Source organism: Mucilaginibacter xinganensis, from assembly GCF_002257585.1.
Lineage (GTDB): Bacteria > Bacteroidota > Bacteroidia > Sphingobacteriales > Sphingobacteriaceae > Mucilaginibacter > Mucilaginibacter xinganensis.
Window position 1 is genome coordinate 752,915 of record NZ_CP022743.1, and the last position, 21,811, is coordinate 774,725.

At 42.7% G+C, this 21,811-nt stretch carries 21 protein-coding genes and 2 tRNA genes; 3 read left to right on the forward strand and 20 right to left on the reverse strand.

Going from position 1 to position 21,811, the window contains the following annotated elements; all coding sequences use genetic code 11:
- Positions 1 to 21: 21 nt before the first annotated feature.
- A complete protein-coding gene (locus tag MuYL_RS03335; protein WP_094569178.1) occupies positions 22 to 759 on the forward strand; it encodes a head GIN domain-containing protein in 738 nt (245 codons plus the stop codon).
- Between the two features lie 132 nt (positions 760 to 891).
- Here MuYL_RS03335 and MuYL_RS03340 read toward each other — a convergent pair whose 3' ends face one another.
- The 8 genes from MuYL_RS03340 to MuYL_RS03375 all read right to left on the reverse strand — a co-directional run bounded on the left by MuYL_RS03340 (position 892) and on the right by MuYL_RS03375 (position 10,535).
- Entirely contained in the window at positions 892 to 2,865 is a 1,974-nt protein-coding gene (locus tag MuYL_RS03340; protein ID WP_094569179.1) for a KUP/HAK/KT family potassium transporter, read from the reverse strand.
- Between the two features lie 301 nt (positions 2,866 to 3,166).
- Complete coding sequence (locus tag MuYL_RS03345; protein ID WP_094569180.1) at positions 3,167 to 5,131, reverse strand: glycoside hydrolase family 97 protein; 1,965 nt, start codon at positions 5,129 to 5,131, stop codon at positions 3,167 to 3,169.
- A 114-nt stretch (positions 5,132 to 5,245) separates the two neighbouring features.
- Positions 5,246 to 5,950: a peptidoglycan DD-metalloendopeptidase family protein gene (locus MuYL_RS03350; protein WP_094569181.1), complete on the reverse strand. Its 705-nt coding sequence runs from the start codon at positions 5,948 to 5,950 to the stop codon at positions 5,246 to 5,248.
- A gap of 2 nt (positions 5,951 to 5,952) precedes the next feature.
- Positions 5,953 to 6,324, reverse strand: coding sequence for a 30S ribosome-binding factor RbfA (rbfA, locus tag MuYL_RS03355; RefSeq protein ID WP_170309721.1), 372 nt, complete (start codon positions 6,322 to 6,324; stop codon positions 5,953 to 5,955).
- A 92-nt stretch (positions 6,325 to 6,416) separates the two neighbouring features.
- Entirely contained in the window at positions 6,417 to 6,785 is a 369-nt protein-coding gene (locus tag MuYL_RS03360; RefSeq protein ID WP_094569183.1) for a hypothetical protein, read from the reverse strand.
- 9 nt (positions 6,786 to 6,794) lie between these two features.
- Positions 6,795 to 8,021 (reverse strand): FtsX-like permease family protein, encoded by a 1,227-nt coding sequence (locus MuYL_RS03365; protein WP_094569184.1) that lies wholly within the window; start codon positions 8,019 to 8,021, stop codon positions 6,795 to 6,797.
- A gap of 786 nt (positions 8,022 to 8,807) precedes the next feature.
- Positions 8,808 to 9,446, reverse strand: coding sequence for an MBL fold metallo-hydrolase (locus tag MuYL_RS03370; protein ID WP_094569185.1), 639 nt, complete (start codon positions 9,444 to 9,446; stop codon positions 8,808 to 8,810).
- A 153-nt stretch (positions 9,447 to 9,599) separates the two neighbouring features.
- Positions 9,600 to 10,535, reverse strand: coding sequence for a hydrogen peroxide-inducible genes activator (locus MuYL_RS03375; protein WP_094569186.1), 936 nt, complete (start codon positions 10,533 to 10,535; stop codon positions 9,600 to 9,602).
- A 193-nt stretch (positions 10,536 to 10,728) separates the two neighbouring features.
- Between MuYL_RS03375 and MuYL_RS03380 the strand changes: the two genes are divergently transcribed.
- A complete protein-coding gene (locus tag MuYL_RS03380; protein WP_094569187.1) occupies positions 10,729 to 12,228 on the forward strand; it encodes a catalase in 1,500 nt (499 codons plus the stop codon).
- 497 nt (positions 12,229 to 12,725) lie between these two features.
- Here MuYL_RS03380 and MuYL_RS03385 read toward each other — a convergent pair.
- Positions 12,726 to 12,799 (reverse strand) — tRNA-Ala (locus tag MuYL_RS03385).
- A gap of 400 nt (positions 12,800 to 13,199) precedes the next feature.
- Positions 13,200 to 13,311 (reverse strand) — tRNA-Asp (locus MuYL_RS23095).
- Between the two features lie 152 nt (positions 13,312 to 13,463).
- On the opposite strand from MuYL_RS23095, the gene MuYL_RS03390 reads away from it, so the two are divergent.
- Positions 13,464 to 13,940: an Lrp/AsnC ligand binding domain-containing protein gene (locus MuYL_RS03390; protein WP_073403246.1), complete on the forward strand. Its 477-nt coding sequence runs from the start codon at positions 13,464 to 13,466 to the stop codon at positions 13,938 to 13,940.
- 114 nt (positions 13,941 to 14,054) lie between these two features.
- Here the strand turns inward: MuYL_RS03390 and MuYL_RS03395 are convergent, their stop codons facing one another.
- From MuYL_RS03395 to MuYL_RS03430, 10 genes are all read right to left on the reverse strand, one after another.
- Entirely contained in the window at positions 14,055 to 16,325 is a 2,271-nt protein-coding gene (locus MuYL_RS03395; RefSeq protein ID WP_094569188.1) for a Tex family protein, read from the reverse strand.
- A 152-nt stretch (positions 16,326 to 16,477) separates the two neighbouring features.
- Complete coding sequence (locus MuYL_RS03400; RefSeq protein ID WP_211710239.1) at positions 16,478 to 17,020, reverse strand: hypothetical protein; 543 nt, start codon at positions 17,018 to 17,020, stop codon at positions 16,478 to 16,480.
- Positions 16,978 to 17,331 (reverse strand): hypothetical protein, encoded by a 354-nt coding sequence (locus tag MuYL_RS23505; RefSeq protein WP_211710240.1) that lies wholly within the window; start codon positions 17,329 to 17,331, stop codon positions 16,978 to 16,980. The genes MuYL_RS03400 and MuYL_RS23505 overlap by 43 nt, the downstream gene beginning before the upstream one ends.
- A gap of 4 nt (positions 17,332 to 17,335) precedes the next feature.
- Entirely contained in the window at positions 17,336 to 17,536 is a 201-nt protein-coding gene (locus MuYL_RS23100; RefSeq protein WP_157740568.1) for a hypothetical protein, read from the reverse strand.
- Between the two features lie 112 nt (positions 17,537 to 17,648).
- Positions 17,649 to 17,876: a hypothetical protein gene (locus tag MuYL_RS03405; RefSeq protein WP_094569189.1), complete on the reverse strand. Its 228-nt coding sequence runs from the start codon at positions 17,874 to 17,876 to the stop codon at positions 17,649 to 17,651.
- A 22-nt stretch (positions 17,877 to 17,898) separates the two neighbouring features.
- The gene (locus MuYL_RS03410) at positions 17,899 to 18,108 is read right to left on the reverse strand and encodes a hypothetical protein (RefSeq protein WP_094569190.1); all 210 of its coding nucleotides are present in this window, start codon (positions 18,106 to 18,108) and stop codon (positions 17,899 to 17,901) included.
- A gap of 127 nt (positions 18,109 to 18,235) precedes the next feature.
- Entirely contained in the window at positions 18,236 to 18,340 is a 105-nt protein-coding gene (locus MuYL_RS23825; RefSeq protein WP_211710241.1) for a PhnA domain-containing protein, read from the reverse strand.
- Between the two features lie 4 nt (positions 18,341 to 18,344).
- On the reverse strand, positions 18,345 to 18,869 hold the full coding sequence (locus MuYL_RS03420) for a hypothetical protein (protein ID WP_094569191.1): 525 nt from the start codon (positions 18,867 to 18,869) through the stop codon (positions 18,345 to 18,347).
- Between the two features lie 133 nt (positions 18,870 to 19,002).
- On the reverse strand, positions 19,003 to 19,986 hold the full coding sequence (locus tag MuYL_RS03425) for a pyruvate dehydrogenase complex E1 component subunit beta (RefSeq protein WP_094569192.1): 984 nt from the start codon (positions 19,984 to 19,986) through the stop codon (positions 19,003 to 19,005).
- A 144-nt stretch (positions 19,987 to 20,130) separates the two neighbouring features.
- Positions 20,131 to 21,783, reverse strand: coding sequence for a S8 family serine peptidase (locus tag MuYL_RS03430; RefSeq protein WP_094569193.1), 1,653 nt, complete (start codon positions 21,781 to 21,783; stop codon positions 20,131 to 20,133).
- Between the last annotated feature and the right edge of the window lie 28 nt (positions 21,784 to 21,811).

Consider the following 21,811-nt stretch of genomic DNA (forward strand, 5'->3'; position numbering starts at 1 on the left):
TAATCAACAAAACTAATAATCATGAAATCAATAGCTAAAATCATGCTGGCTGCTTTGCTATTAACCGGCGCCGGTTATACTTATGCAAAGCCCAACCCAAACGTAAAAGTTCTTTCTGCTGAAATTGTGGACCGTCATTTATCAGGCTTTAACGGGGTAAACGTAGCAGGGCCGTTTGACGTATTTATTATCCAGGGATCAACAGAATCGGTGAAGGTTGAAGCGCCCTCTGATGTGATTGACCGGATTATTACTGAAGTAAATAACGGCGTTTTAAAGGTTTATAGCAAACACGACAACTGGAATTGGGGAAATTGGTTTGGTAATCATAAAAAAATTGCGGTATATGTTGTTGCGAAAGATCTGAATGCGGTGAGCATCACAGGATCGGGCGATGTTTCTTTTAAAGAAGGCCTTACCACTAATTCATTAAGGCTAAAAATCAGCGGATCAGGCGATATGAGCGGAAAGATAGATGTTAAAAGCCTGGAAAGCAGCATCTCAGGATCGGGCGACATGCGGCTTGCCGGTCGTGCTAACACCTCTACCGTAAGCCTGGTAGGCTCGGGTGATTACACTGCAAGGAACCTTGAAACAGCTACTACTATGATCCGCCTTACAGGCTCAGGCGATGCTTATGTAAATGCCAGTGAGAAAATTGATGCTGCGTTGCACGGATCGGGTGATATCCATTGCTCAGGAAACCCTAAAAATGTTTCCAAATCAAAAAACGGCAGCGGCGATATCTACGTAAATTAAGCGAGCCCTAACTTGCCCTGCGAAGGGCCTATATATAACATAAAGCGTCATTTGATCTTTGATCGGTGGCGCTTTTTTATTAATTACAGCGGGTTTTATTGTTCGTGTGCCCGCTGTAATTAACGGGTAGCCTTAAGCCGCGGGTACCCTTTTCAAAATTATATTGCCTACCGGCTTTACCACCAGCGGGATCTTTTCTACATAAGTTTCACTGGTATCAAGCCCAAAAGCTTTAGCTTCGGATTGCGCCAGTTTTTTAATGGCAAAATAACTGTTCAGTATAAAACCTTCCTTAACGCTGAACGAATTGTTGTAAGACAGGAATTTTTCCATAATTACAAACCTGAAATCGGCGTTGATCTTAAATTTACTCAGCGAATCGTAGTGGCTGGTGATATCAACTTCCCCGCGGGCTACCATGTCTTCAATAACCTTGCGGAACAGCACGTTTACCCTCGGCTGAATCCTGAACCCTAACCTGAACTCAACCCTGATTACCTTGCCGGGCTCCAGCTGATCAACACTATATTCCATAGTATAGGGCTCATTAGTGGTTTCAATGTGGATGAACCAGTAAATATCGGCACGCTTGGGTTTGCGGCTCATAATAGAATACATGATCTTTTCTTCTATCTGTTTAGCGTTGTTTGCTTTTGTAAGATAGATAAGGTGGGTAGAGTATTTGCTGATGGATTTGTCGGCACTCAAAGCCTTCAATAATGGGATCTGTTCCTTCAGATCGATAAAATGTAAAAAGCGGTTGTTAATTTTACGTGCCTTAAACCAGATATACATGGTAAATATCAGGCCAAATTCAAACACCAGGAAGAAGAGCCTTTTCAGTAGTTTTATGGCATTTGCCACGAAGAACGAGAATTCGACGGTTAAGAATACGCAAAGGATAATAGTAACCAGCCATATTGGCCAGTGCTTAACATAGCGCATAAAATAATACATCAGTATGGTGGTCATCAGCATAGCTACGGTGATGGAAAACCCGTAAGCGGCTGTCATGGCTTCAGAGGTTTGGAAGTATAAAGACACTGCCACACAACCAAAGCAAAGGATCCAGTTAATGCTTGGAATATATATTTGCCCGCGAATGTTCGACGGATATTTGATGGTGATCCGCGGCCAGAAGTTCATACTTACGGCTTCGCTGATGAGGGTAAATGAACCGCTGATTAAAGCCTGGCTGGCAATAATAGTTGCCATAGTTGCCAGCGCAACGCATGGAATCATAAACACATGCGGGTTGGGCACTATTTGGTAAAAAGGATTTACACCCGTAAAATTCTTCCCGGCGGGCTGCATTAATACCCATGCACCCTGGCCCAGGTAACTTAAAATAAGGGCAATCTTAACGAAGATCCAGCTCACCTGGATGTTTTTCCGGCCGCAATGCCCAAGGTCTGAATATAAAGCCTCGGCTCCTGTTGTACATAAAAAAACGGCTCCTAAAAGGTAAATAGCCCTTGGGTGCGTCATCAATAAGTGGATGCCATAATAGGGGTTTAGAGCCTTAATAATGGCAGGGTTATGTGCAAACTGCATGGCTCCTAAAACTCCGATCATTAAAAACCACAGCAGCATAACCGGCCCGAATGCCGAACCCACCACCTTGGTGCCAAATTGCTGGAAAAAGAATAGCAACAACATAATGCCGATCACTATCCCTAAGATCAGCCTGTTGCCAGGCACAAAAGATGCTGCCAGCGAGGGTACGTTACTTAAGCCTTCAATAGCTGATGTTACCGATATTGGTGGCGTGATGATGCCGTCTGCAAGTAAAGTACCGGCTCCGATTATTGCAGGGATGGCCAGCCATTTTCCGTAACGCCTTACAAGGGCATACAGCGAAAATATACCGCCTTCACCATGGTTGTCAGCCTGTAGTGTAATAACGATGTATTTAAAAGTGGTTTGCAGGGTAAGTGTCCAGAATATGCAGGATATAGAACCCAGTACCAAAGCAGGATCAACTTTACCGCCCTCAACAAGCAAAGTTTGAAAAACGTAAAGCGGCGACGTGCCGATATCGCCGAAAATTATTCCGAGGGTAACCAGGGCGCCCGCAAATGAAAGTTTTGTTAAGTGTGAATGCATGAATTAGTTTGAAAAATTAACAGGGGTTTTATGGAAATACAAGGCATGCTTGTTTGCAATAGGGTAATAAAGCATGCTGAAAAGAACATTATCATTTTGATAGTATAATTTTATATCGAAAATGCTTCATCAATAGGCGTACCATGACAAGGTAAATTACGCTGATTGAACGTATTTTACTTATAATCAGTTGATTAATAAAAACCTTGAAAATAATAAAGCCTATCATTATGATAGTGTGATTATCATAATGATAGGCTTTAATTTATCGATTTTCCTAATTTCCGACCTTGCAGGCTATTTATTGCCGTTCAAAACGTGCTGCCCAGCCACCGCCTGACGCCATTTTTATGCTCAGTTTATCTTTTGCGGTTACGTTAATGGTTTTTGTGCTATAGTCCGTTGCATCACGTCCGGCATTTATACCATCTTCAAACACGGTAGCTTTATAGGTTCCATCGCCCAAAAAAGAAAGGTCTATGGTTAAATCGCGGGCGTTCCAGTTGGTCATGGCACCGGCGTACCAGGTGGTTCCTTTTTTGCGGGCAATGCTCACAAAGTCGCCCACTTTACCGTCGAGCGAAACGGTAGCATCAAATGTAGTTGGGATGGCGGCAATAAAATTGGTGCTTTCCTGCTCGCGCTGGTATATGCTGGGGTTATCGCTCAGCATTTGCAGCGGCGCCTCAAATACAGTGTACATAGCCAGCTGATGGCAACGGGTGCCCTGCGTCATCGGGTTTGAATTTACCGGCCTGAAGGCTTCCTTAGTAGCATTGCGCATGCCGCCGGGGGTATAATCCATTGATCCTGACATCATGCGGATAAATGGGATACTTACATCATAACCCGGTTGGTTGTCTGTTCCCCATTTCATGTTCTCCAGGCCTTTTACACCTTCACAATTGATAATATTGGGCCAGGTGCGCTGCATCCCGCTGGGTTTATACATCCCGTGATAATCAATCAATAAATGGTGGGCTGCTGCCTTTTTGGCAATGTCGTATAACGAGCTTACCATCTTTTGGTCATCGCGGTCAATAAAATCAACCTTAAATCCCTTAATACCCATCTTTTCAAACTTTTCCATCACTGCCTCGGTGTCTTTTGAAAATGCATACCAGGTTGACCATAAAATAACGCCCACATTTTTTTGTTTGGCGTAATCAACTATCTGCTGTACATCAAGCTTGGTTTTGTTGAGGTCGTAATCGTCAGACCAGCCCTCGTCTATAATAATATACTCCAGTTTGTTTGCTGCGGCAAAGTCTGTATAGTATTTATAAGTGGGCACATTTATGCCGGCTTTAAAGTCAACGTGGGTAACGTTCCAGTCGTTCCACCAGTCCCAGGCCACCTTACCGGGTTTAATCCACGAGTAATCGGTTATTTGCGACGGTGCGGCAAGCTTTTGCATCATGTCGTTATCAGCCAGTTGCTTATCTTCGGTACTGATAACTACTACCCGCCACGGGAAACTGCGGGTGCCATCTGTTTTTGCAATATAATTGGCGCGCTTATTTACCACATAGTTAATGCGCAAAACAGCTTCCTCTGTTGGATATTTTGCAAATACGCCATGCAGGTTATGCCCTTCGGAGGTGGTAAGGTACATTCCGGGATAATCCTGCAGATCTGCCTCCATTATCACTGCTTTTTTAGCGCTGCCTACATCAACCAATATGGGTAAAAATGCAAGCGTATCCTTTTTTACAGCCGATAGATTGATCTGGTCATAATGGCCCTCGAACGAAGTGGTGAATTTATCCTTATTGCGGTAATCGCTCACGAAGGGTAAAAACGCCTTGTTATCATCTTTAAAATTAAAGTTTGCTTCTTCGTTCACAATAGTGATCATTCCTTTTTTCTGCGTAACAAAACGATAGGCGGCACCGTCATTATACGCCCTGAAAACAAGGCCGTAATCGCCTTTAAAGTTTAAGGTGAGCTGGTTGTAGTTGTCCTGCACGCTTGTCTTTTTATAAACCGGTGTATTAATTACCGAGTTGTTTGAAACCGGAACTGCTTTTTTTACAACGGTATTGCTGCCCAGCACCTGGCCATCGTCCAGCGTTATTGAAATTGAGGAGGGTGTTATCACTTCCGTGTCCTCATGCTTAACAGACCAGCTTACAGTAGCGCCCGCGCTGATGTTGATACTGATTTTACCGTCAGGCGATTTTACCTGGTAAGTTTTAGCGGATTGCGCCAGCACAGCACCTAACGGCAAAGTTAGGCACAGCAGTAGTAATGCTTTAAATTTCATTGGATTAACGGTTACAGTTTATAATTACCCGAAGCTAAATAAAATGGGTGAATTATTAATGTAAGATTGACAATTTTTACAGCGGCGATATCAACGCTGAACACCGGGCATCAGTTAACCATTCACCGCTTTGGGGAACTTCAAGATCAGCTGCGGATCGGGGATGTTTTGCTGATAGCGCTCTTTCTCAGAATAACGGCATACACCGGGATAGTCGCCTAGCTTGCCCTGCATATCAAATATTAGCTGAAAGTGTAAATGCGGTGGCCAATGGCCGTTCTCTTCTATTACACCGAATGTGGCTATTCGTTCATTTTTGCTTACGGATTTGCCAACATATAGCCCATCAAGGCTTTCACGGCTCAAATGCCCGTACAGGGTATAGAGTGTTAAGTCATCCAGCTGGTGTTGAAGAATAATGGTAGGGCCGTAATCGCCAAAATTATTGTTATCCTGATAGCTGTGTACAATGCCATCCAAAGGCGAATATACCAGTGTGCCTACGTTCGCCCAGATATCGACACCTAAATGCAGGCGGCGCGGTTCATCATCCGTATCAAAATGTGCGCTGCGGGCGTAAATGGTGCGGTGCTCCAGGTAACCCCCCACACCGTATTTGCAATCGTGTTCGCTTAGCTTTTTGTTTACCCAACGGCTAAACTTTACGGTATCAGAAAAGGTATCCGCATCAAGATCATGATTGGCAGCAGTAAAATCAAAATGATAAAGGCGGTGGGCTCCGGCATCAAAATCAACTACTTTACCGATGTTGGCGGGGTGTGTTTTAAAATAAGCGGCCAGGCGTGCAGCGGCATCCATTACTATTCCGTTTCAGGCTGCCTGTCTTCCTTGCTGATCTTATCAAAAATCTTGTCCATCCGTTCCACGTATTCGCTGGTATCATCCACAAAAAATTCCAGTTGCGGTATTATCCTTACCTGGTCTTTTATCCGGGCACCAAGCTTATATCTTATTTCAGAGGCGTGCAGCTTTATGGTTTGTAAAGCCAGCTGGGTATTGGTGTTATTAAAAAAACTTAAAAAAACACGCGCTATGGCAAGGTCGGGTGTTACCCTTACTTTAGTTATGGTGATAAGCGTATTTGGCAAATAATTTATCCCCTCGCGCTGAAATATAGCCGCAAGATCCTCTTGTATTACTCCTGCAAATTTTTGCTGACGTTTTGATTCCATGTTTATTTAAGCCTTAAAGGTAAAAGCAGCAAGCTAAAAGCCAACAACTATCCTTGTGAAATTATTCTGTATTCCCGTAGTTAGCCAGGTGCTCATTTGCACATATCTGCCGGGATCTCTTTTGTTATTTTTATTAATTTCTTAACTACCAGCGTACTGTCATATTCAGACCCCAGCCCTTCTTTGTCCGACGGGATCTTGATTCCTTCTACTTCAACATAAACGGGCTCATAAGGTTTTTCAAAATTAAGCTGCGAATATTTCAGCTCCAGCTGGGCAGAGTTATCCGTAACCCAAAATTCGCGGCCATTATCACAATCCTTAAATGATTTTACCTCCGGGCCAAAGCTATACACCCCCTTGTAAACAACAGGCTGGGTTTTATCGCCGCTGCCGCTATTACATGAGTATGCAGCAATAACCATTGCGTACATTAAATACTTTATCAGCCTCACCTGCATTCAATAAATTTACAAATCCTGTTTAATATCGTTTAGTCCTTTAATGCTTAAACGGGCGCTTATGCCTGATGCAATTACCGAAATAACACTAACCGTTAAAAATACCAATATAAAGTCTCTCAACAGCAGTGCAATTGGGTAAGCATCAATTATCGATTTATCTGTGCCCATTTTCACCAAACCAAAACGCTGCTGCAATATACAAAATACCAGCCCTAAAAATATACCTGCAATACACCCTATTATTGATATCATCATCCCTTCAAAAAAGAAGATGCCCTGTATCAGCTGCTTATTGGCGCCAAGGCTGGTTAATATAGCTATATCTTTTCGCTTATCCATAACCAGCATGGTTAACGAGCCTATAATATTAAATATTGCAATAATCAGCACAAACACCAGGATCATAAAAATGAACCAGCGCTCATAGTTTAATGTTTTATACAGTTCGGTGTTTTGCTGTGCGCGGTTTTTTACCGTAAAATCATGCCCTATCTTATCTTTTATAGCGTTTTGTTCGGCATCAATGTTGGTCCCTTTTTTAAAATTTAACTCCAGCGATGAAACGTTTACCGGCTGATTGAGCAGATCGCGGGCAAAATCAATAGGGGTAATTACCAGGTCGTCAAACTCGGGCCCGAGGGCAAAAACGCCCGAGGTGTTGATAGGGCGAACTGTAAAAGCATTTAGTGCGCTTGCCCCGCTGCCTGCTGTGCGGTTGGGCGAGTAGATCTCGATAGGGGTAAACTGGTCACGTACGCTGATGCCCAGGCTGCTTTGCACCGCCGAGCCGATAACAGCGAAATTGGTTCCATCGCGTTTTAAGGTAAATGAGCCTATCTGGATAATACTGTCCAAGCCGCCCTTTTTCATAAACTGGGCGCTTACCCCTTTTATTGAACCGATAAAGGGCCGCCCATCGTACTTTACCAGCACTTTTTCCTGCAGCACCTCTATAAATGAAAATACCTTCTCGTTTTTTTGCAGGGATTGAAAGTAAACCGTGTTGGGATTAAACGTTTTTCCGAGCCGTGGTTCTATCTTTATTTCGGCGGTAAAATTGCTGTAAAGCGACAGAATAACTTCCTCAAAGCCATTAAAAACCGATAAAATAATAATTAGCGCCGCACTACCTATCAATACCCCGATCATAGAAATGCCCGAAATAATATTGATGGCATGCATCTTCTTACGCGAAAATAAATACCGTTTGGCTATATAGATGGATGTGTTCAATTGTCGAATGCGTGAGTTAGTGAATCAGTGCATTTACACCTGCGTCAATAACGCCTTAAAGGTAATGGCTTTTTGGCAATATTTATACACGGGGTTTAACGAGTTTGTATCGCCTGTATTGTTTGTATTGTTCCTGGTGAACGATACAGCGATACAGCAATACAGCGCTCAACAGTGAAAAGTAAAAAGGTAGCATAGCAATAACTGTATTTTTTGTAAATGCTGTATAGGGGGATTACAGCCGTTACAGCAAATACAGTAATTCCATCATCAATATCATATAATTGATTTATATATAAATGATTGTTTTTAAGGATGCGATGAGTAGTATATCTGGAACTGTGTTTTTTGTAAATGGTGTAAAGGGGGATAACAGGTATTACAGGAAATACAGTACGCTGTCATCAATATCATTTAAGTATTTATATATAAATGATTACCTTTTTTTAAGATGCGATGGGTATTTCAATAACTGTATTTTTTGTAAATGTTGTACAGGGGGGGGGACAGGTATTACAGAAAATACAGTAACCCTATCATCAATATCATATAAGTGATTTATATATTAATATTTAATTTACCTTTTTTAAAGATGCGATGAGTAGTATATCAATAACTGTATTTTTTGTAAACGTTGTTGCAGGGGATAACAGGTTTTACAGGAAATACAGTAGTTAAACCATTAATATACTATATTAATCTAATTCCCTTGCTGTATAAAAGCCGCTCTGTATCGCTGTATCGTTTGTAACAGGACAATACAGCCGATACAGGCGATACAGTTGTTTAGTTCAAAAACGGATTGGTCATTTTCTCGTAACCAATAGTGGTATCAGGCCCATGCCCGGGGTAAACTACACAGTCATCGGGAAGGATCAGTAATTTTTGTTCGATGTTATCTATCAGCTGGGTAAAGTTCCCGCCGGGTAAATCACTGCGGCCAATACTGCCCCTGAACAATACATCGCCACCCATTAAAATATTAGATTCCTTATCGTAAAAACATAAGTGCGCAGGCGAATGGCCCGGTGCAAATATTAAATGCAGTCTGGTGTTCCCAAAGGTAACGGTACCTGTTTCCGGGAGGTAATTATCCGGCAGGGGCGACAGCTCATACCTGATGCCCATTGCAGGGGCATAAGCCGGGATGGCATCCAGCACAGGCAACTCACCTTCATGGAATTGCGGCTTCAGGCCGTATTGGTCGAAAATAAACTTATTGCCAAGCACATGGTCGATATGACAATGCGTGTTGAGCAGCAAAACAGGTTTTAAGTTATTTTTGCGGATAAAATCCACCACCACATTTTGTTCGGAAGCGGTATCCATGCCCGGATCAATGATAGCGCATTCGCCGGTTTCATCATACACGATATAGGTATTTTCCTGGTACGGGTTATTTACAAAAGATTGAACGTTTGCCATGGTGCAAAGATAAGGTTTGTAGTCCGAAAGTCCGGAAGGTCAGTAAGGTCCGGAAGAAATTTTCTGGATTTTTAACAGCTGATCTTGAGGTCGCAGCTAACGGGGATAGTTAAAAGCATCATTTCCCATCTTTCGGAAGTTTCCCAACTCCCCTCAAATCTCCATCACTTCCTTTTTCTTTTTGGTTTTCATGCGTTTAGGCAAAAACTCCAGGATCTCATTCTTTAACGCTTCAATCATCCGGCGTTTTAAAAAGTTACGCTGGATAACGATGCTTACCTCGCGCGCAGGTTCAGGCGATTTAAAATACCTAACCTTATCCAGCTGCTTATCCGTAAGGTCAGACAGGGCCAGCTCGGGCAATATCGTGGCGCCGTTGTTTTGGTCAACCATACGTTTCAGTGTTTCAACGCTGCCGGTATTGTATTCAAAATGTTTAAAACCCTGCGTTGCTTTACGGCGCTGGCAAATGTTTAACACCTGCTCGCGCATGCAATGGCCCTCGTTCAATATCCAGATCTCTTCCATATCAATATCATCGGGCACAATGCTCTTCTTTTTTGAAAGCTTGCTGTTTTTTGATACATAGGCAACAAAGTTTTCATAAAAAACGGGCAGTTCGGTAAGGGTGCTTTCATGCAGCGGGGTTGATAATATGCCGCAATCTATCATCCCTAGTTTAAGCTGCTCAATAATCTGCTCGGTGGTTTGTTCCCATACTACCAGTTTTACCTGCGGATATTTTTCAATAAAACCATGTAATATTTTGGGCAATATGTAGGGCGCTATGGTAGGAATGATGCCCACCTTCAACTCGCCCGACAACTCTTTTTGCCGGTCGGTAATAATTTCCTTTATCTTTTCGCTTTCGGCCAGCAGGATACGCGCCTGGGTTATAATCTCTACGCCAATTTCCGTTGGTGTTACCGGCTGTTTGCTGCGGTCAAACAGTTTAACGCCCAGGGTATCTTCCAGTTTTTGCACCTGCATGCTCAGGGTGGGCTGGGTAACAAAACATTTTTCGGCTGCAGCCACAAAGCTCCGGTAGGTATCAACTGCAACAATATATTCAAGCTGGGTAATGGTCATGTTTTTAAATTTTGGGTCAACAGCATCAGGCGCCGGGAAATAAGGATTTTAACGTGTTGGTTTGACCCTGATCCTTAATTTGCGGCTGCCTGTTGGTATCTACAATATAGCTTTTCTCTATTCAAATATAGTAATTATTGATTTTTTCTATTGAACTATTATGGTGAAGTTTGGTTAATTAAACTATACTATTATGGAAACAAACAAAAAGAAGCTCACCACAGCGTCGGGTATTCCCTATGCTGAGAACGAAAACTCCATGACCGTTGGTCCAAGGGGCCCGATCCTGCTGCAGGATTTTATCCTGCACGAAAAGATGGCCCATTTTAACCGCGAGCGGATTCCTGAACGGGTGGTACATGCCAAAGGATCAGGCGCGTATGGCACATTTACCGTAACACACGATATTTCAAAATATACCCGCGCCAGGCTGTTTAACACCATCGGCAAGGAAACAAAAATCTTTATGCGCTTTTCAACCGTGGGCGGCGAGAAAGGTTCTGCAGATACCGAGCGCGATCCACGGGGTTTTGCAATGAAATTTTATACCGAAGAAGGAAACTGGGACCTGGTAGGCAACAATACGCCGGTATTTTTTATAAAAGACCCCAAAAAGTTCGGTGATTTTATTCATACACAAAAACGCGACCCATACACCAATTGTAAAAGCCCAACCATGATGTGGGATTTTTGGTCGTTAAACCCGGAAAGCCTGCACCAGGTAACCATCCTGATGAGTGATCGCGGAACGCCTTATGGCTACCGGCACATGGATGGGTTTGGAAGCCATACTTTTTCAATGATCAATGCTAACAATGAAAGGCACTGGGTGAAATTTCATTTTAAGACAGAGCAGGGTATAAAAAACTTCACCAATGATGACGCCGTGGAAATGAAAGGGAAGAATCCTGATTTTGCACAACACGATCTGCTTACCCATATCGATAACGGCGATTTCCCGAAATGGAAAATGAAGATCCAGGTGATGACCGAAGAACAGGCCAAAACCTACAGGTGGAACCCGTTTGACCTTACCAAGGTATGGCCCCATGCCGATTTCCCTTTAATAGATGTGGGCGTAATGGAACTGAATAAAAACCCGGATAACTATTTTGCGCATGTTGAGCAGTCTGCTTTTGCACCGGCCCATGTGGTTGATGGGGTAGGATATTCGCCTGATAAAATGCTGCAGGGCCGTTTACTATCGTATCCTGATGCGCACCGCCACCGTTTGGGGGGTAACTATGAGCAGATCCCGGTTAACAGGTGTCCGTTTGCTGTAAACAACTACGAACGCGACGGAAAGATGCGGGTAGATGGCAACCAGGGTTCGGCACCAAATTATTTTCCAAACAGCTTTGATGATATAGTAGCGGATGAAAGCTATAAAGAACCGGCATGGGATTTAGGTACCGGTGTAGCCGATTGGTATGACCGCAACGCCGAAGGGGAGAATGATCACTACACCCAGCCGGGCGACCTATACAGGCTGATGGATGACCACGCTAAGCACGACCTGGTAGCGAATATAGTTGGCTCCATGAGCGGCATTGAAGGCCCTAAAAAAGATATAATTGTAAACAGGCAGCTTTGCCACTGGTTTAGGGCAGATATTGGCCTGGGAATGGCCATTGCAAAGGGCCTGCAGTTAGACATGGACGCAGCAATGAGTTCAATGGCTGCACACGCATAAAAGGTTTGCATTAAGCAGTTGACAGTTTGTAGTGGTTTATGCTGCAAACTGTCAGCTTATTGGTTTACGAAAGCAGAAGTAAGTATGCTTCACCGCACTGACGAATATTCAGGTAATGCGATTATGTCTAACCTAACCGCCTCCGGCGCCATCGGAAATTGAAACACGGATAATAAACTCACATCTCTCAGTTATACTAATGGAAATCAGCCAGCGGTATCTGGTGTTTTTAATATATAGATCATTTATATATTGACGATTGAATTGCTGTATTTCCTGTAAAGCCTGTTATACCCCATAACAACATTTACAAAAAATACACCTATCGATATATCATCCGTCTCATCCTAAAAGAAGTAAATAAATAGTAATATATAAATCATTAGCGATTGGATTTACGAATGCAGGGCATTTAGTAAAATTGGTGAGAAATAGGTATACCAGCAATTAAAATAAAAAAGCCACTTACATTGTTATGTAAGCGGCTTTTTATCAGGTGGAGAATATCGGAGTCGAACCGATGACCTCTTGCATGCCATGCAAGCGCTCTAGCCAGCTGAGCTAATCCCCCTGATCGGGTGGCAAATATATTACATCCTGCATTAATTTAAAACTTAATTGCCAATTAATTTAAAGCGGGGCAGAAACATTTTAGCGGGATGTGTAAACGTCGCTTTGCAGCGCTCAATAAAAACCTATATATACAAGAAGCGCCCCTGATGGGCAGGAGCGCATTCTAACCAATTATAAACCTAAATTATGAGAAGAGCTGTAGGAGAAGGAGTCGAACCTCCACGAAGTGGTTATTCTTATTGCTAAGAGTTTCCCATGATCTTCGCCACCGCGACAAGGAGGTGTGTCTGCCAAAAATTTCACCATCCTACAGGGTTGTAATAAGCGCTCAGTTGGGGTTTTCAGTTTTTCGTTTTTTACTACTTTGGACTGAAAATTTTCAACTTCGGACTTAAAAGCTGTTGGGGAAGGATTCGAACCTTCACAGAGTGGTTAGCCCGCTTCGGGTTTTCCATGATCTCCGCCACCGGGACAAGGAGGTGTGTCTGCCTAAAATTTCACCACCCAACAATGTTTTATTTTTTTAAAGAACGGTTTGCAATTGTCATTTGCTTATTACAAATCTAACAGACCTATCAGTTTGTTGCAAATATTTCAATGAAATATTTTTATTTTTATCAGATTTTAATTATTCTTGTATATTAATAAAGAATTTCAAATTTATGTCCCACAGAAAAGCCCAAAATTTAGAAATTGATAATCTCGATATCCAGATTTTATCAATATTGATGAAAAATGCGACCACTCCCTACACGGAGATCGCTAAAGAATTGATCGTTTCCGGCGGAACTATACACGTGAGGATGAAAAAATTGGAGGAGATGGGTGTTATAAAGGGTGCCAGTTTAGAAGTAGATCCGCAAAAATTAGGTTATGATATAACTGCATTTTTGGGCATTTTCCTCGAAAAAGGTTCGCAATACAATGAGGCGGTCAAGCAATTAAAAACGGTTAAAGAGATTGTTGAACTGCATTACACCACCGGTGCATGGAGCATTTTTGCCAAAATTGTATGCCATGATACCACGCATCTGCGCGAAGTACTAAACGAACAGATCCAGGGTGTAAAAGGCATCCAGCGCACAGAAACGTTTATATCGCTTGAAGAAAGTATCAGGAGGCAGATAACTTTGGAATAACTTTACACTTAGCTCTTTTTACCAGGGATAGTCCTTAAAACTCATCCCTGGTAACACATTCAGTCCTTTTTAGCCGATCCTGTTCCAATTATTACTTTTCTTTCCAGCCCAGCTTTATTTAAATTTATTCTTTAACGCAGCCAGCTTAATGGCTATGTCAGTTTCCGGCTGCTCAACCGGCTTTTTGTTAAACGCCGGTTTTTGAAAATTGCGCTGCTGGTTTGCCGGTTCGCGTCTTTCCCTTTCAGCGGGCTTTGGCTCGTTTTCTTTCATTGAAAGCGCAATCCGCTTGCGGTTTATGTCAACATCTGTAACCGTTACTTCAACTTTTTGCTGCACCTTCAGTATTTCGTTGGCATCTTTTATAAAGCGATTGGTGATCTGGCTCAAATGCACCAATCCATCCTGGTGAACGCCGATATCAACGAAAGCCCCGAAGTTGGTAATATTTGTTACGATGCCCGGCAGCTTCATACCCACCTTTAAATCATTAATGGAGTTAATGCCCTCGGTAAAGCTAAATGCTTCAAACTGCTCGCGCGGGTCGCGGCCCGGCTTGGCAAGTTCGGCCATAATATCATTCAGGGTTGGCAATCCCGCATCTGCTGAAACATATTTTTGCAGCGGGATACTTTTGCGCAATTTATCATCGCCCATTAAATCTTTTACCGAGCATTTCAGGTCTTTTGCCATCTGCTCAACCAGGGCATATCTTTCCGGGTGAACGCCGCTGGTATCCAGCGGATCTTTAGCGTCACGAATGCGCAGGAAGCCTGCTGCCTGCTCAAATGCCTTATCGCCAAGGCGTGGTACCTTCTTTAGCTCGTTGCGGTGTTTAAAGGCACCATTGGCATCGCGGTAGGCTACAATGTTCTGCGCCAGTTGCGGCCCTAAGCCGGAAACATAAGCCAGGATTTGTTTTGATGCCGTATTCAGTTCAACGCCAACAGCGTTTACGCAGCTCATCACAGTATCATCAAGCGATGTTTGCAGTTTGGTTTGATCCACGTCATGCTGGTATTGCCCAACACCTATTGATTTTGGGTCGATCTTTACCAGTTCGGCCAGCGGATCCATTAACCTGCGGCCAATGGATACCGCACCACGCACAGTCACGTCCTTATCCGGAAACTCCTCCCGTGCAACATCAGATGCCGAGTAAATAGAAGCACCGCTCTCGTTAACCATTACTATGGCTACACCGGGCAGGTTCAGGTTGCGGACAAACACCTCGGTTTCGCGCCCGGCAGTTCCGTTGCCAATTGCAATGGCTTCAATATTATATTTTTTGAAAAGAAATTCTGTGGTTTTCTCCGCTTCTTTGGCTTGTCCTGCTCCTGTATGCGGAAAGATAGCCGTGTATTCCAGCAACTTCCCCTGCTCATCCAAACAAACCACTTTGCAGCCGGTGCGGAAACCGGGGTCAATAGCCATGGTACGCTTTTGGCCAAGCGGGGCGCTTAACAACAACTGCCGGGCATTTTCCGCAAAAACACGGATCGCCTCTTCATCGGCTTGTTTCTTGGTAAACAGGCGCACCTCAGTTTCCATTGATGGCTTTAGCAGGCGTTTATAGCCATCGGTAATGGCCTGTTTTACCTGGTCGGCACTCGGGTTGTTACCAATAACAAAAGCGTCTTCAAGCAAGGCTATAGCCTCTTCTTCCACGGGTTTTATATCCAGCCATAAAATCTCTTCCTTTTCACCACGGCGCATAGCCAGGATGCGGTGCGACGGCGCTGATTTTACAGGCTCTGTCCAGTCGAAATAATCTTTATACTTAATACCCTCCTGTTCTTTACCCTCAATCACTTTTGATTGAAAGGTGCCTTTTTCTATAAACAGGCTGCGCATACGGGTGCGCACTTCGGCGTTCTCACTGATGAACTCGGCAATAATATCCCTTGCCCCGGCTAATGCTTCTTCAAATGTTTTTACCCCTTTTTCTTCATCAATAAATTTGGCAGCTTCGGTTTCCGGGTCTATCCGTTTTTGCTCCATCAGTAAATCGGCCAGCGGCTGCAAACCTTTTTCGCGGGCGGTGGTAGCACGGGTTTTTCTTTTTGGACGATAGGGCAGGTAGATATCTTCCAGCAACACCATCGTTTCAGCCTCGTTGATCTTCGCCTCAAGTTCGGGCGTAAGCTTGCCCATATCGGTAAGTGACTTTAGGATGGCTTCGCGGCGTTTGTCCAGGTCGCGCAGTTGTTGTGCCCTGTCGCGGATGGCGGCTACCTGTACCTCATCTAAAGTGCCGGTAACTTCCTTGCGGTAACGCGAAATAAAGGGAACGGTGGCGCCTTCATCAAGCAGGGCTATAGTGGCGCTAACCTGTTTTTCGGCGATGGAAAGTTCGGCAGCTATTTTTTTATAATGAATACTCATAATCAAATTTGGAATGCGAAGTTGAGCAGAATTGCGGGGATTTTCAAGGGGAGGTTTTCAACAGATGCCCAATTTGGGAAAAGTCAGTCTAAGTGTCAAAAGCAGGTTTTCTTCGAGGTTTTAATAATTATTGTTATTATGAACAATATAGCTTACCACCCAGATACCAACAGTTTATTAGTTGCTTCAAATCCAAATTTTTGATACTTATTATAAGCCGCTACCACCCTTGATTTTATTTGCTCATGTGATTCATGCCTTACATATCCTGAAATCGCATCATGCAGCGTATACGCTTCCGGGCACATTAAACCAGTAGTCCAAACCAGGGGGTAGCTTTTAGATGCTTTTATAAACGGGGCAAAATAGGTTTTACTTACGCAAGCCAGCATGATGCAATCCCTTGCATGGCCGTCAAAGTTTTTAATTGAATCTGTTATATGAAAATCCATCAGCCCATCATGGCCTATATAAGCCAGCAAATCGGCGTTCCCATTTATGCCGATAATTTTATTCCCAATGTGTAAAGTATCTTTTAATTGCCCCGAGCAGCTAAATAAAAAATCCTTAGTAGTTTGCTTAATATATTGACCATCATATGCATCGGCAACCAGGTAATAGTTTTTGAGGGTGTTTTTAAAAATTAATCGCTCTAAAATGGTTTGCCAACCTTCAGGGTTTTGAGCAATTTCCATTCTTTGCTTCTTTTAAAATAGGTACGTACACCGTAACCACTGCCCCAATATAAATTATTGTCTAATTCTTGTCCGTTGCCTAGTTTAGCAGGAACGGGTATTATGCCCTGGTACTTATTATCACATAGGGCAACAAAAACATGAATTGATTTAATAGCGCTATCTGAATAAGCTATATTTTTTAATATTGACTGCTTGGGTTTAAGCGTTTTGTCTGAAGTTTTTTTTGAAGCTAGGTCACAAGATGAAATCGCCAAAAGAATTACACCCAGCAAGTAATAGAATGTGCATTTTTTAACGTTAAAAAGCATCTTTTCAGGAAACCTGCTCCCCATTATTCCTTTTGTAACCAATAAAGGTTAACACAACCGCAATAAGCATCAGTGCTAACGATATAGCGCCAACAACTATCCGCCAGGTTTCATGTTGCCGGATACCATTGATAAGCGTGGTGGAGTTAATAACCAAGACACTGATGTACAAGCAGTATAAATATATTTTGGAGTTTTTCTTCATGTTGGAGAGATTGAAATTTTGTCGCTTTATTGTTTTGGTTCAGGTAATCAGTAAGTATCACAAAAAATCTACTATCAAACGGCGCTTATACGATAGGCCTTGTTTATTCGCTTTAATTCTGCTGAGCCAGATGTGTGGTTTTTTCTTGTTTTATAGCAGTATAAATTGACAACCCAACAAACCCAACAAAAATCAAACCACCCACAACTGATGACACAATCCGCCATGTCTCATGGTGTTCAATCCCTTTGAATAAACTATTAATGCTAACCGCTATAAAGCCTAAGAAAATGATATTCGGTGTAATCAGCTTTTTTCTTGTACTTAATTTTTTTTCCATTTAACTAATATAATATTAAAGCTCAATTTATAAAATGTTTTCCTTTTCTAAAATAAGATGCAATCATTATAATGCCAAAAAGGCTTACCATGGTGCCTATAGCCGACATCACAATATGTAAAGCATCATGCTCAACAATCCCTTTATACAGCTTGATAATACCTTCAATTATAAATATTGAAAAGAATCCAACTGGTACCAGTAAATTCCTTTTGTTCTTTAGTGTTTGCATATCTAAATATAAAACTTATTTCTTTTTCAAAAAACAGGTTTTTAGTACTACGCTCATGCCATCAACCTTTCAATCTACTTCTTCGTCGTTATCCGTAAGGAGATTTTTTTATAGTAATGCCTTGTTTTCAAGTAGTGGTCGAGCCTTTCACTTTTAAACTTTTAATCAAGGTTACTGAGTCGCCGTCAATCAGTGTGTTGCCGTTACTGTCTTTTACGTTTGGTGTGTCCAATATATTAGGGGTGTTTATTATTGATTTTTCCGGCGTCTTCTAATTCGGCATCCATCTGGTCGTCGTATTTAAAGCGATACAATACCCAGTCGTTCTGCGGTTTATAAAACATAAATGTAAACCTGATTGGCTGAATTTCGTGCTTTACCAGGTAACTATAAAAAACCAGGCTGTTTGATGCGTTTTTCTGCACTATCAAATCCTTGCCCAAATAGTTACCCACCCCCTGGCGCAAGGAATCTAACTTAGCTTTCAGCTGAGTGATCCCGGCTGTATTTGTAAAATATTTGTTGGTGCCAAAAATATAATCAACAGCTGCGGAGGTACCTTCTTCTTTATATTTTTTAAAAAAGGTGTTCACCAGGTCGGCTGCGCCCTTAACAGCTACTACAGGTGGTTTTGTTGTTGCGGTAGCAGCAGGTTTTTGCACTATAGCGGCATCCTGTGCATTTGCAAATGCTGCACAGCAGCAAAGTATCCCGGTAACTAATAGCCTTATCAAATTGTGTTTTGTGTTTAAGCGTTTCATGGTAAGTATTTTAAACCACCAAAGTAAATAAAAAAGCCCGCTACTTATGTAGCGGGCAATATATTTTTTAGATGGCTAAACAGATCATGTTGACTAAGTTAATTTATTTAAACCTTATCAACTTCCACGTCACCTATTTGGTTACGTACATTACTTCCTTAACGGCTTTAATAACACGTTCAGGGTTTGGCAGGTATTCCTGGATCAGGGTTGGCGCGTAAGGCAACGGCACGTCTCCGCCCATAATCCGCAGTACCGGCGCATCTAAGTAATCAAATGCATCTTTCTGCACTTTAAATGCAACTTCGGTAGCAATTGAACCCAATGGCCAGCTCTCTTCAACTATTACCAAACGGTTTGTTTTTTTAACAGAGGCAATAACAGTGTCATAATCAATCGGGCGTACGGTACGCAAATCAATCACTTCGGCGTGGATTCCTTCTTTATCAAGTTCGGCAGCTGCAGCGTGAACCACTTTCATGATTTTACCAAAACCAACTAAGGTAACGTCAGTACCTTCTTTGGTAACTTTGGCTTTTCCCAGCGGGATATAATATGTTTCTTCAGGAACTTCACCTTTATCGCCATACATCAATTCCGACTCCATAAAAATAACCGGATCAGGATCAATTATAGCTGACTTTAACAAGCCTTTTGCGTCGTAAGGATTTGATGGCACAACCACTTTTAAGCCCGGGCAATTGGCATACCAGCTTTCAAAGCACTGGCTGTGCTGCGAGCTCAGCATCCCGGCATTACCGGTTGGGCCGCGAAAAACGATCGGTACCGAAAACTGGCCACCGCTCATTGACATGATCTTTGCTGCTCCGTTGATGATCTGATCGATAGCAACCAGCGAAAAGTTAAAGGTCATGAACTCAATAATGGGGCGTAAACCGTTCATTGCCGAGCCAATTCCGATACCGGCAAAACCGCATTCAGAGATGGGCGTATCAATTACGCGTTTAGCACCAAATTCGTCCAGCATACCCTGGCTAACCTTGTAAGCACCGTTATATTCGGCAACTTCTTCACCCATCAGGTATATTTTATCATCCTTGCGCATTTCTTCGTTCATTGCTTCACGAAGCGCTTCTCTGAATTGTATTTCTCTCATCGTATTATTAAAATGATGTTTTTTGCGAACGCAAATATAAACAACAATGTGTTATTTGCAATTAGTGTTATAACTACAACAAGCTTTTTACGCTTTGATGGAATAAGTTAACCTTGTTCTTCCCAAATCGCTGCTAGCTGTCAACTAAAAACTGCCAGTTGCCAACTGCCTTTCGCCCTTCATTTTCGACGCAATCTCCAGCGCTTTATAGGCATTTACTATGCCACCGGTTTTTGAAAGCGACGTAAAATCAACTTTTTCTTTGGCGCCGGGTTTATTAACTTTTTTTCCGGTTACAGGGGTTGCACTTTCCATAATTACCTGCTTCAGTTGCTTTGCACTAAGGCCGGGGTAATATTCAAGGCAAAGTGCGGCCACACCGGCAACAATGGGCGAGGCAAAGCTGGTACCATCAGCCGTATTAAATTCAGCATCGGTGTCAATTGATGTTACTTTTACACCGGGTGCAAAAACATCAACATTGTTTTTACCATAATTGCTGAACGTAGCCGCAAGAGCGGTATCCGCTTTAGGACCCGATGCGCCTACATTAATAACGTTATCGGTAGTTGATCCGTCAAGATAGGTATCATTCGGAAATTCAGGTTTTGCATCCACATCCTGCCCGTCATTACCTGATGCCATTACCAGCAGCACATCTTTTTGGGCCGCATATTTAAAGGCAGCATCAACCCAATCTTTATGCGGCGAGATCTTTTTACCGAAACTCATGTTGATGATCTGCGCACCATGGTCAACCGCAAAACGGATCGCATTAGCAATATCCTTATCATACTCATCGCCATTGGGCACAGCTTTAATTGACATTATCCGTACATTATCAGCAACACCGTCAATGCCGTAGCCATTATTACGCACAGCGCCAATTAAACCTGCTACGCCTGTTCCGTGCGACGCATCAGCATTTTTTAGGATATTGTTACCGTAAGGTTTGCCATCGTTAACATCCGGATCGTCGCCAACTATCCTTGCACGGGCATCCAAATCGGGGCTGATGTTATTATTTTGTTTGGCAAAATATTCGGTCAGGTCCTTAAGTACCTTGGCATTGTTGGCATCATCCCCAATCTGCGAGAAAACAGATTCCCAAACCGTTTTACTTTGATTTATCGTATCGTTAGTGGTGTTTATCTTTTTTAAATCGCCCAATGTAAAGGTTTGATCCGATTTTAACTTCAACTCTCTTTTTATGTAATAATTAGTTGCTGTAAGCACGTTAACTTCCATGGTCAGATCCTTCACCTCAGCCTGCGACTTGCTCATGGTGCTGTCGTAGTTTGTTTTTACGCTTTGCCAAAAAGCAAACTCTTTTTCCTGCCCGGCAGGGGCGGTGGTAACCGCAGCATATTTACCTTTAAGTTTGTGATACAGCCTTACTTCTTCTGTAGTTTCGGTAAAATCAACTTTACCGCCTTTGCCGCCTAAAAAGTCCCAGCCGTGTACGTCATCAACATAGCCGTCTTTATCATCATCAATCCCGTTATTCGGGATCTCTTTGGGATTTACCCATAAAATGCTTTTCAGATCATTTTGCAGGGTATCAATACCGCTGTCAATTGTGGTGACTATAACCGTTTTGCTTTTTTTCCCTTTTAAAAAAAGATAGGCAGGCTTAAGGCTTATTCCATAAAATCCATCTGCCTTAAGATCAAGGGTGTGCCAGTTTTTAGGGGGATCAGGAGCCTGTTTTGGTATTTGCTGCCCAATGGCGTTCAGGCTTAAAAACATTGCCCCGCATACCAGGGAACTTAGTGCGTATTTACGTAGTTTATGCATTATTTAGTTAGTTGATTAGGTTGAATAG

Coding starts and splice junctions, on each gene's coding strand:
- MuYL_RS03375 (WP_094569186.1), bottom strand. CDS start 10,535: ATGACCATTACCCAGCTTGAATATATTGTTGCAGTTGATACCTACCGG.
- MuYL_RS03340 (WP_094569179.1), bottom strand. CDS start 2,865: ATGCATTCACACTTAACAAAACTTTCATTTGCGGGCGCCCTGGTTACC.
- MuYL_RS03335 (WP_094569178.1), top strand. CDS start 22: ATGAAATCAATAGCTAAAATCATGCTGGCTGCTTTGCTATTAACCGGC.
- MuYL_RS03405 (WP_094569189.1), bottom strand. CDS start 17,876: ATGGAAAAAAAATTAAGTACAAGAAAAAAGCTGATTACACCGAATATC.
- MuYL_RS23505 (WP_211710240.1), bottom strand. CDS start 17,331: ATGCTTTTTAACGTTAAAAAATGCACATTCTATTACTTGCTGGGTGTA.
- MuYL_RS03410 (WP_094569190.1), bottom strand. CDS start 18,108: ATGCAAACACTAAAGAACAAAAGGAATTTACTGGTACCAGTTGGATTC.
- MuYL_RS03345 (WP_094569180.1), bottom strand. CDS start 5,131: ATGAAATTTAAAGCATTACTACTGCTGTGCCTAACTTTGCCGTTAGGT.
- MuYL_RS03400 (WP_211710239.1), bottom strand. CDS start 17,020: ATGGAAATTGCTCAAAACCCTGAAGGTTGGCAAACCATTTTAGAGCGA.
- MuYL_RS03420 (WP_094569191.1), bottom strand. CDS start 18,869: ATGAAACGCTTAAACACAAAACACAATTTGATAAGGCTATTAGTTACC.
- MuYL_RS03350 (WP_094569181.1), bottom strand. CDS start 5,950: ATGGATGCCGCTGCACGCCTGGCCGCTTATTTTAAAACACACCCCGCC.
- MuYL_RS03380 (WP_094569187.1), top strand. CDS start 10,729: ATGGAAACAAACAAAAAGAAGCTCACCACAGCGTCGGGTATTCCCTAT.
- MuYL_RS03425 (WP_094569192.1), bottom strand. CDS start 19,986: ATGAGAGAAATACAATTCAGAGAAGCGCTTCGTGAAGCAATGAACGAA.
- rbfA (WP_170309721.1), bottom strand. CDS start 6,324: ATGGAATCAAAACGTCAGCAAAAATTTGCAGGAGTAATACAAGAGGAT.
- MuYL_RS03360 (WP_094569183.1), bottom strand. CDS start 6,785: ATGCAGGTGAGGCTGATAAAGTATTTAATGTACGCAATGGTTATTGCT.
- MuYL_RS23100 (WP_157740568.1), bottom strand. CDS start 17,536: ATGAAGAAAAACTCCAAAATATATTTATACTGCTTGTACATCAGTGTC.
- MuYL_RS03430 (WP_094569193.1), bottom strand. CDS start 21,783: ATGCATAAACTACGTAAATACGCACTAAGTTCCCTGGTATGCGGGGCA.
- MuYL_RS03370 (WP_094569185.1), bottom strand. CDS start 9,446: ATGGCAAACGTTCAATCTTTTGTAAATAACCCGTACCAGGAAAATACC.
- MuYL_RS03390 (WP_073403246.1), top strand. CDS start 13,464: ATGTCCCACAGAAAAGCCCAAAATTTAGAAATTGATAATCTCGATATC.
- MuYL_RS03395 (WP_094569188.1), bottom strand. CDS start 16,325: ATGAGTATTCATTATAAAAAAATAGCTGCCGAACTTTCCATCGCCGAA.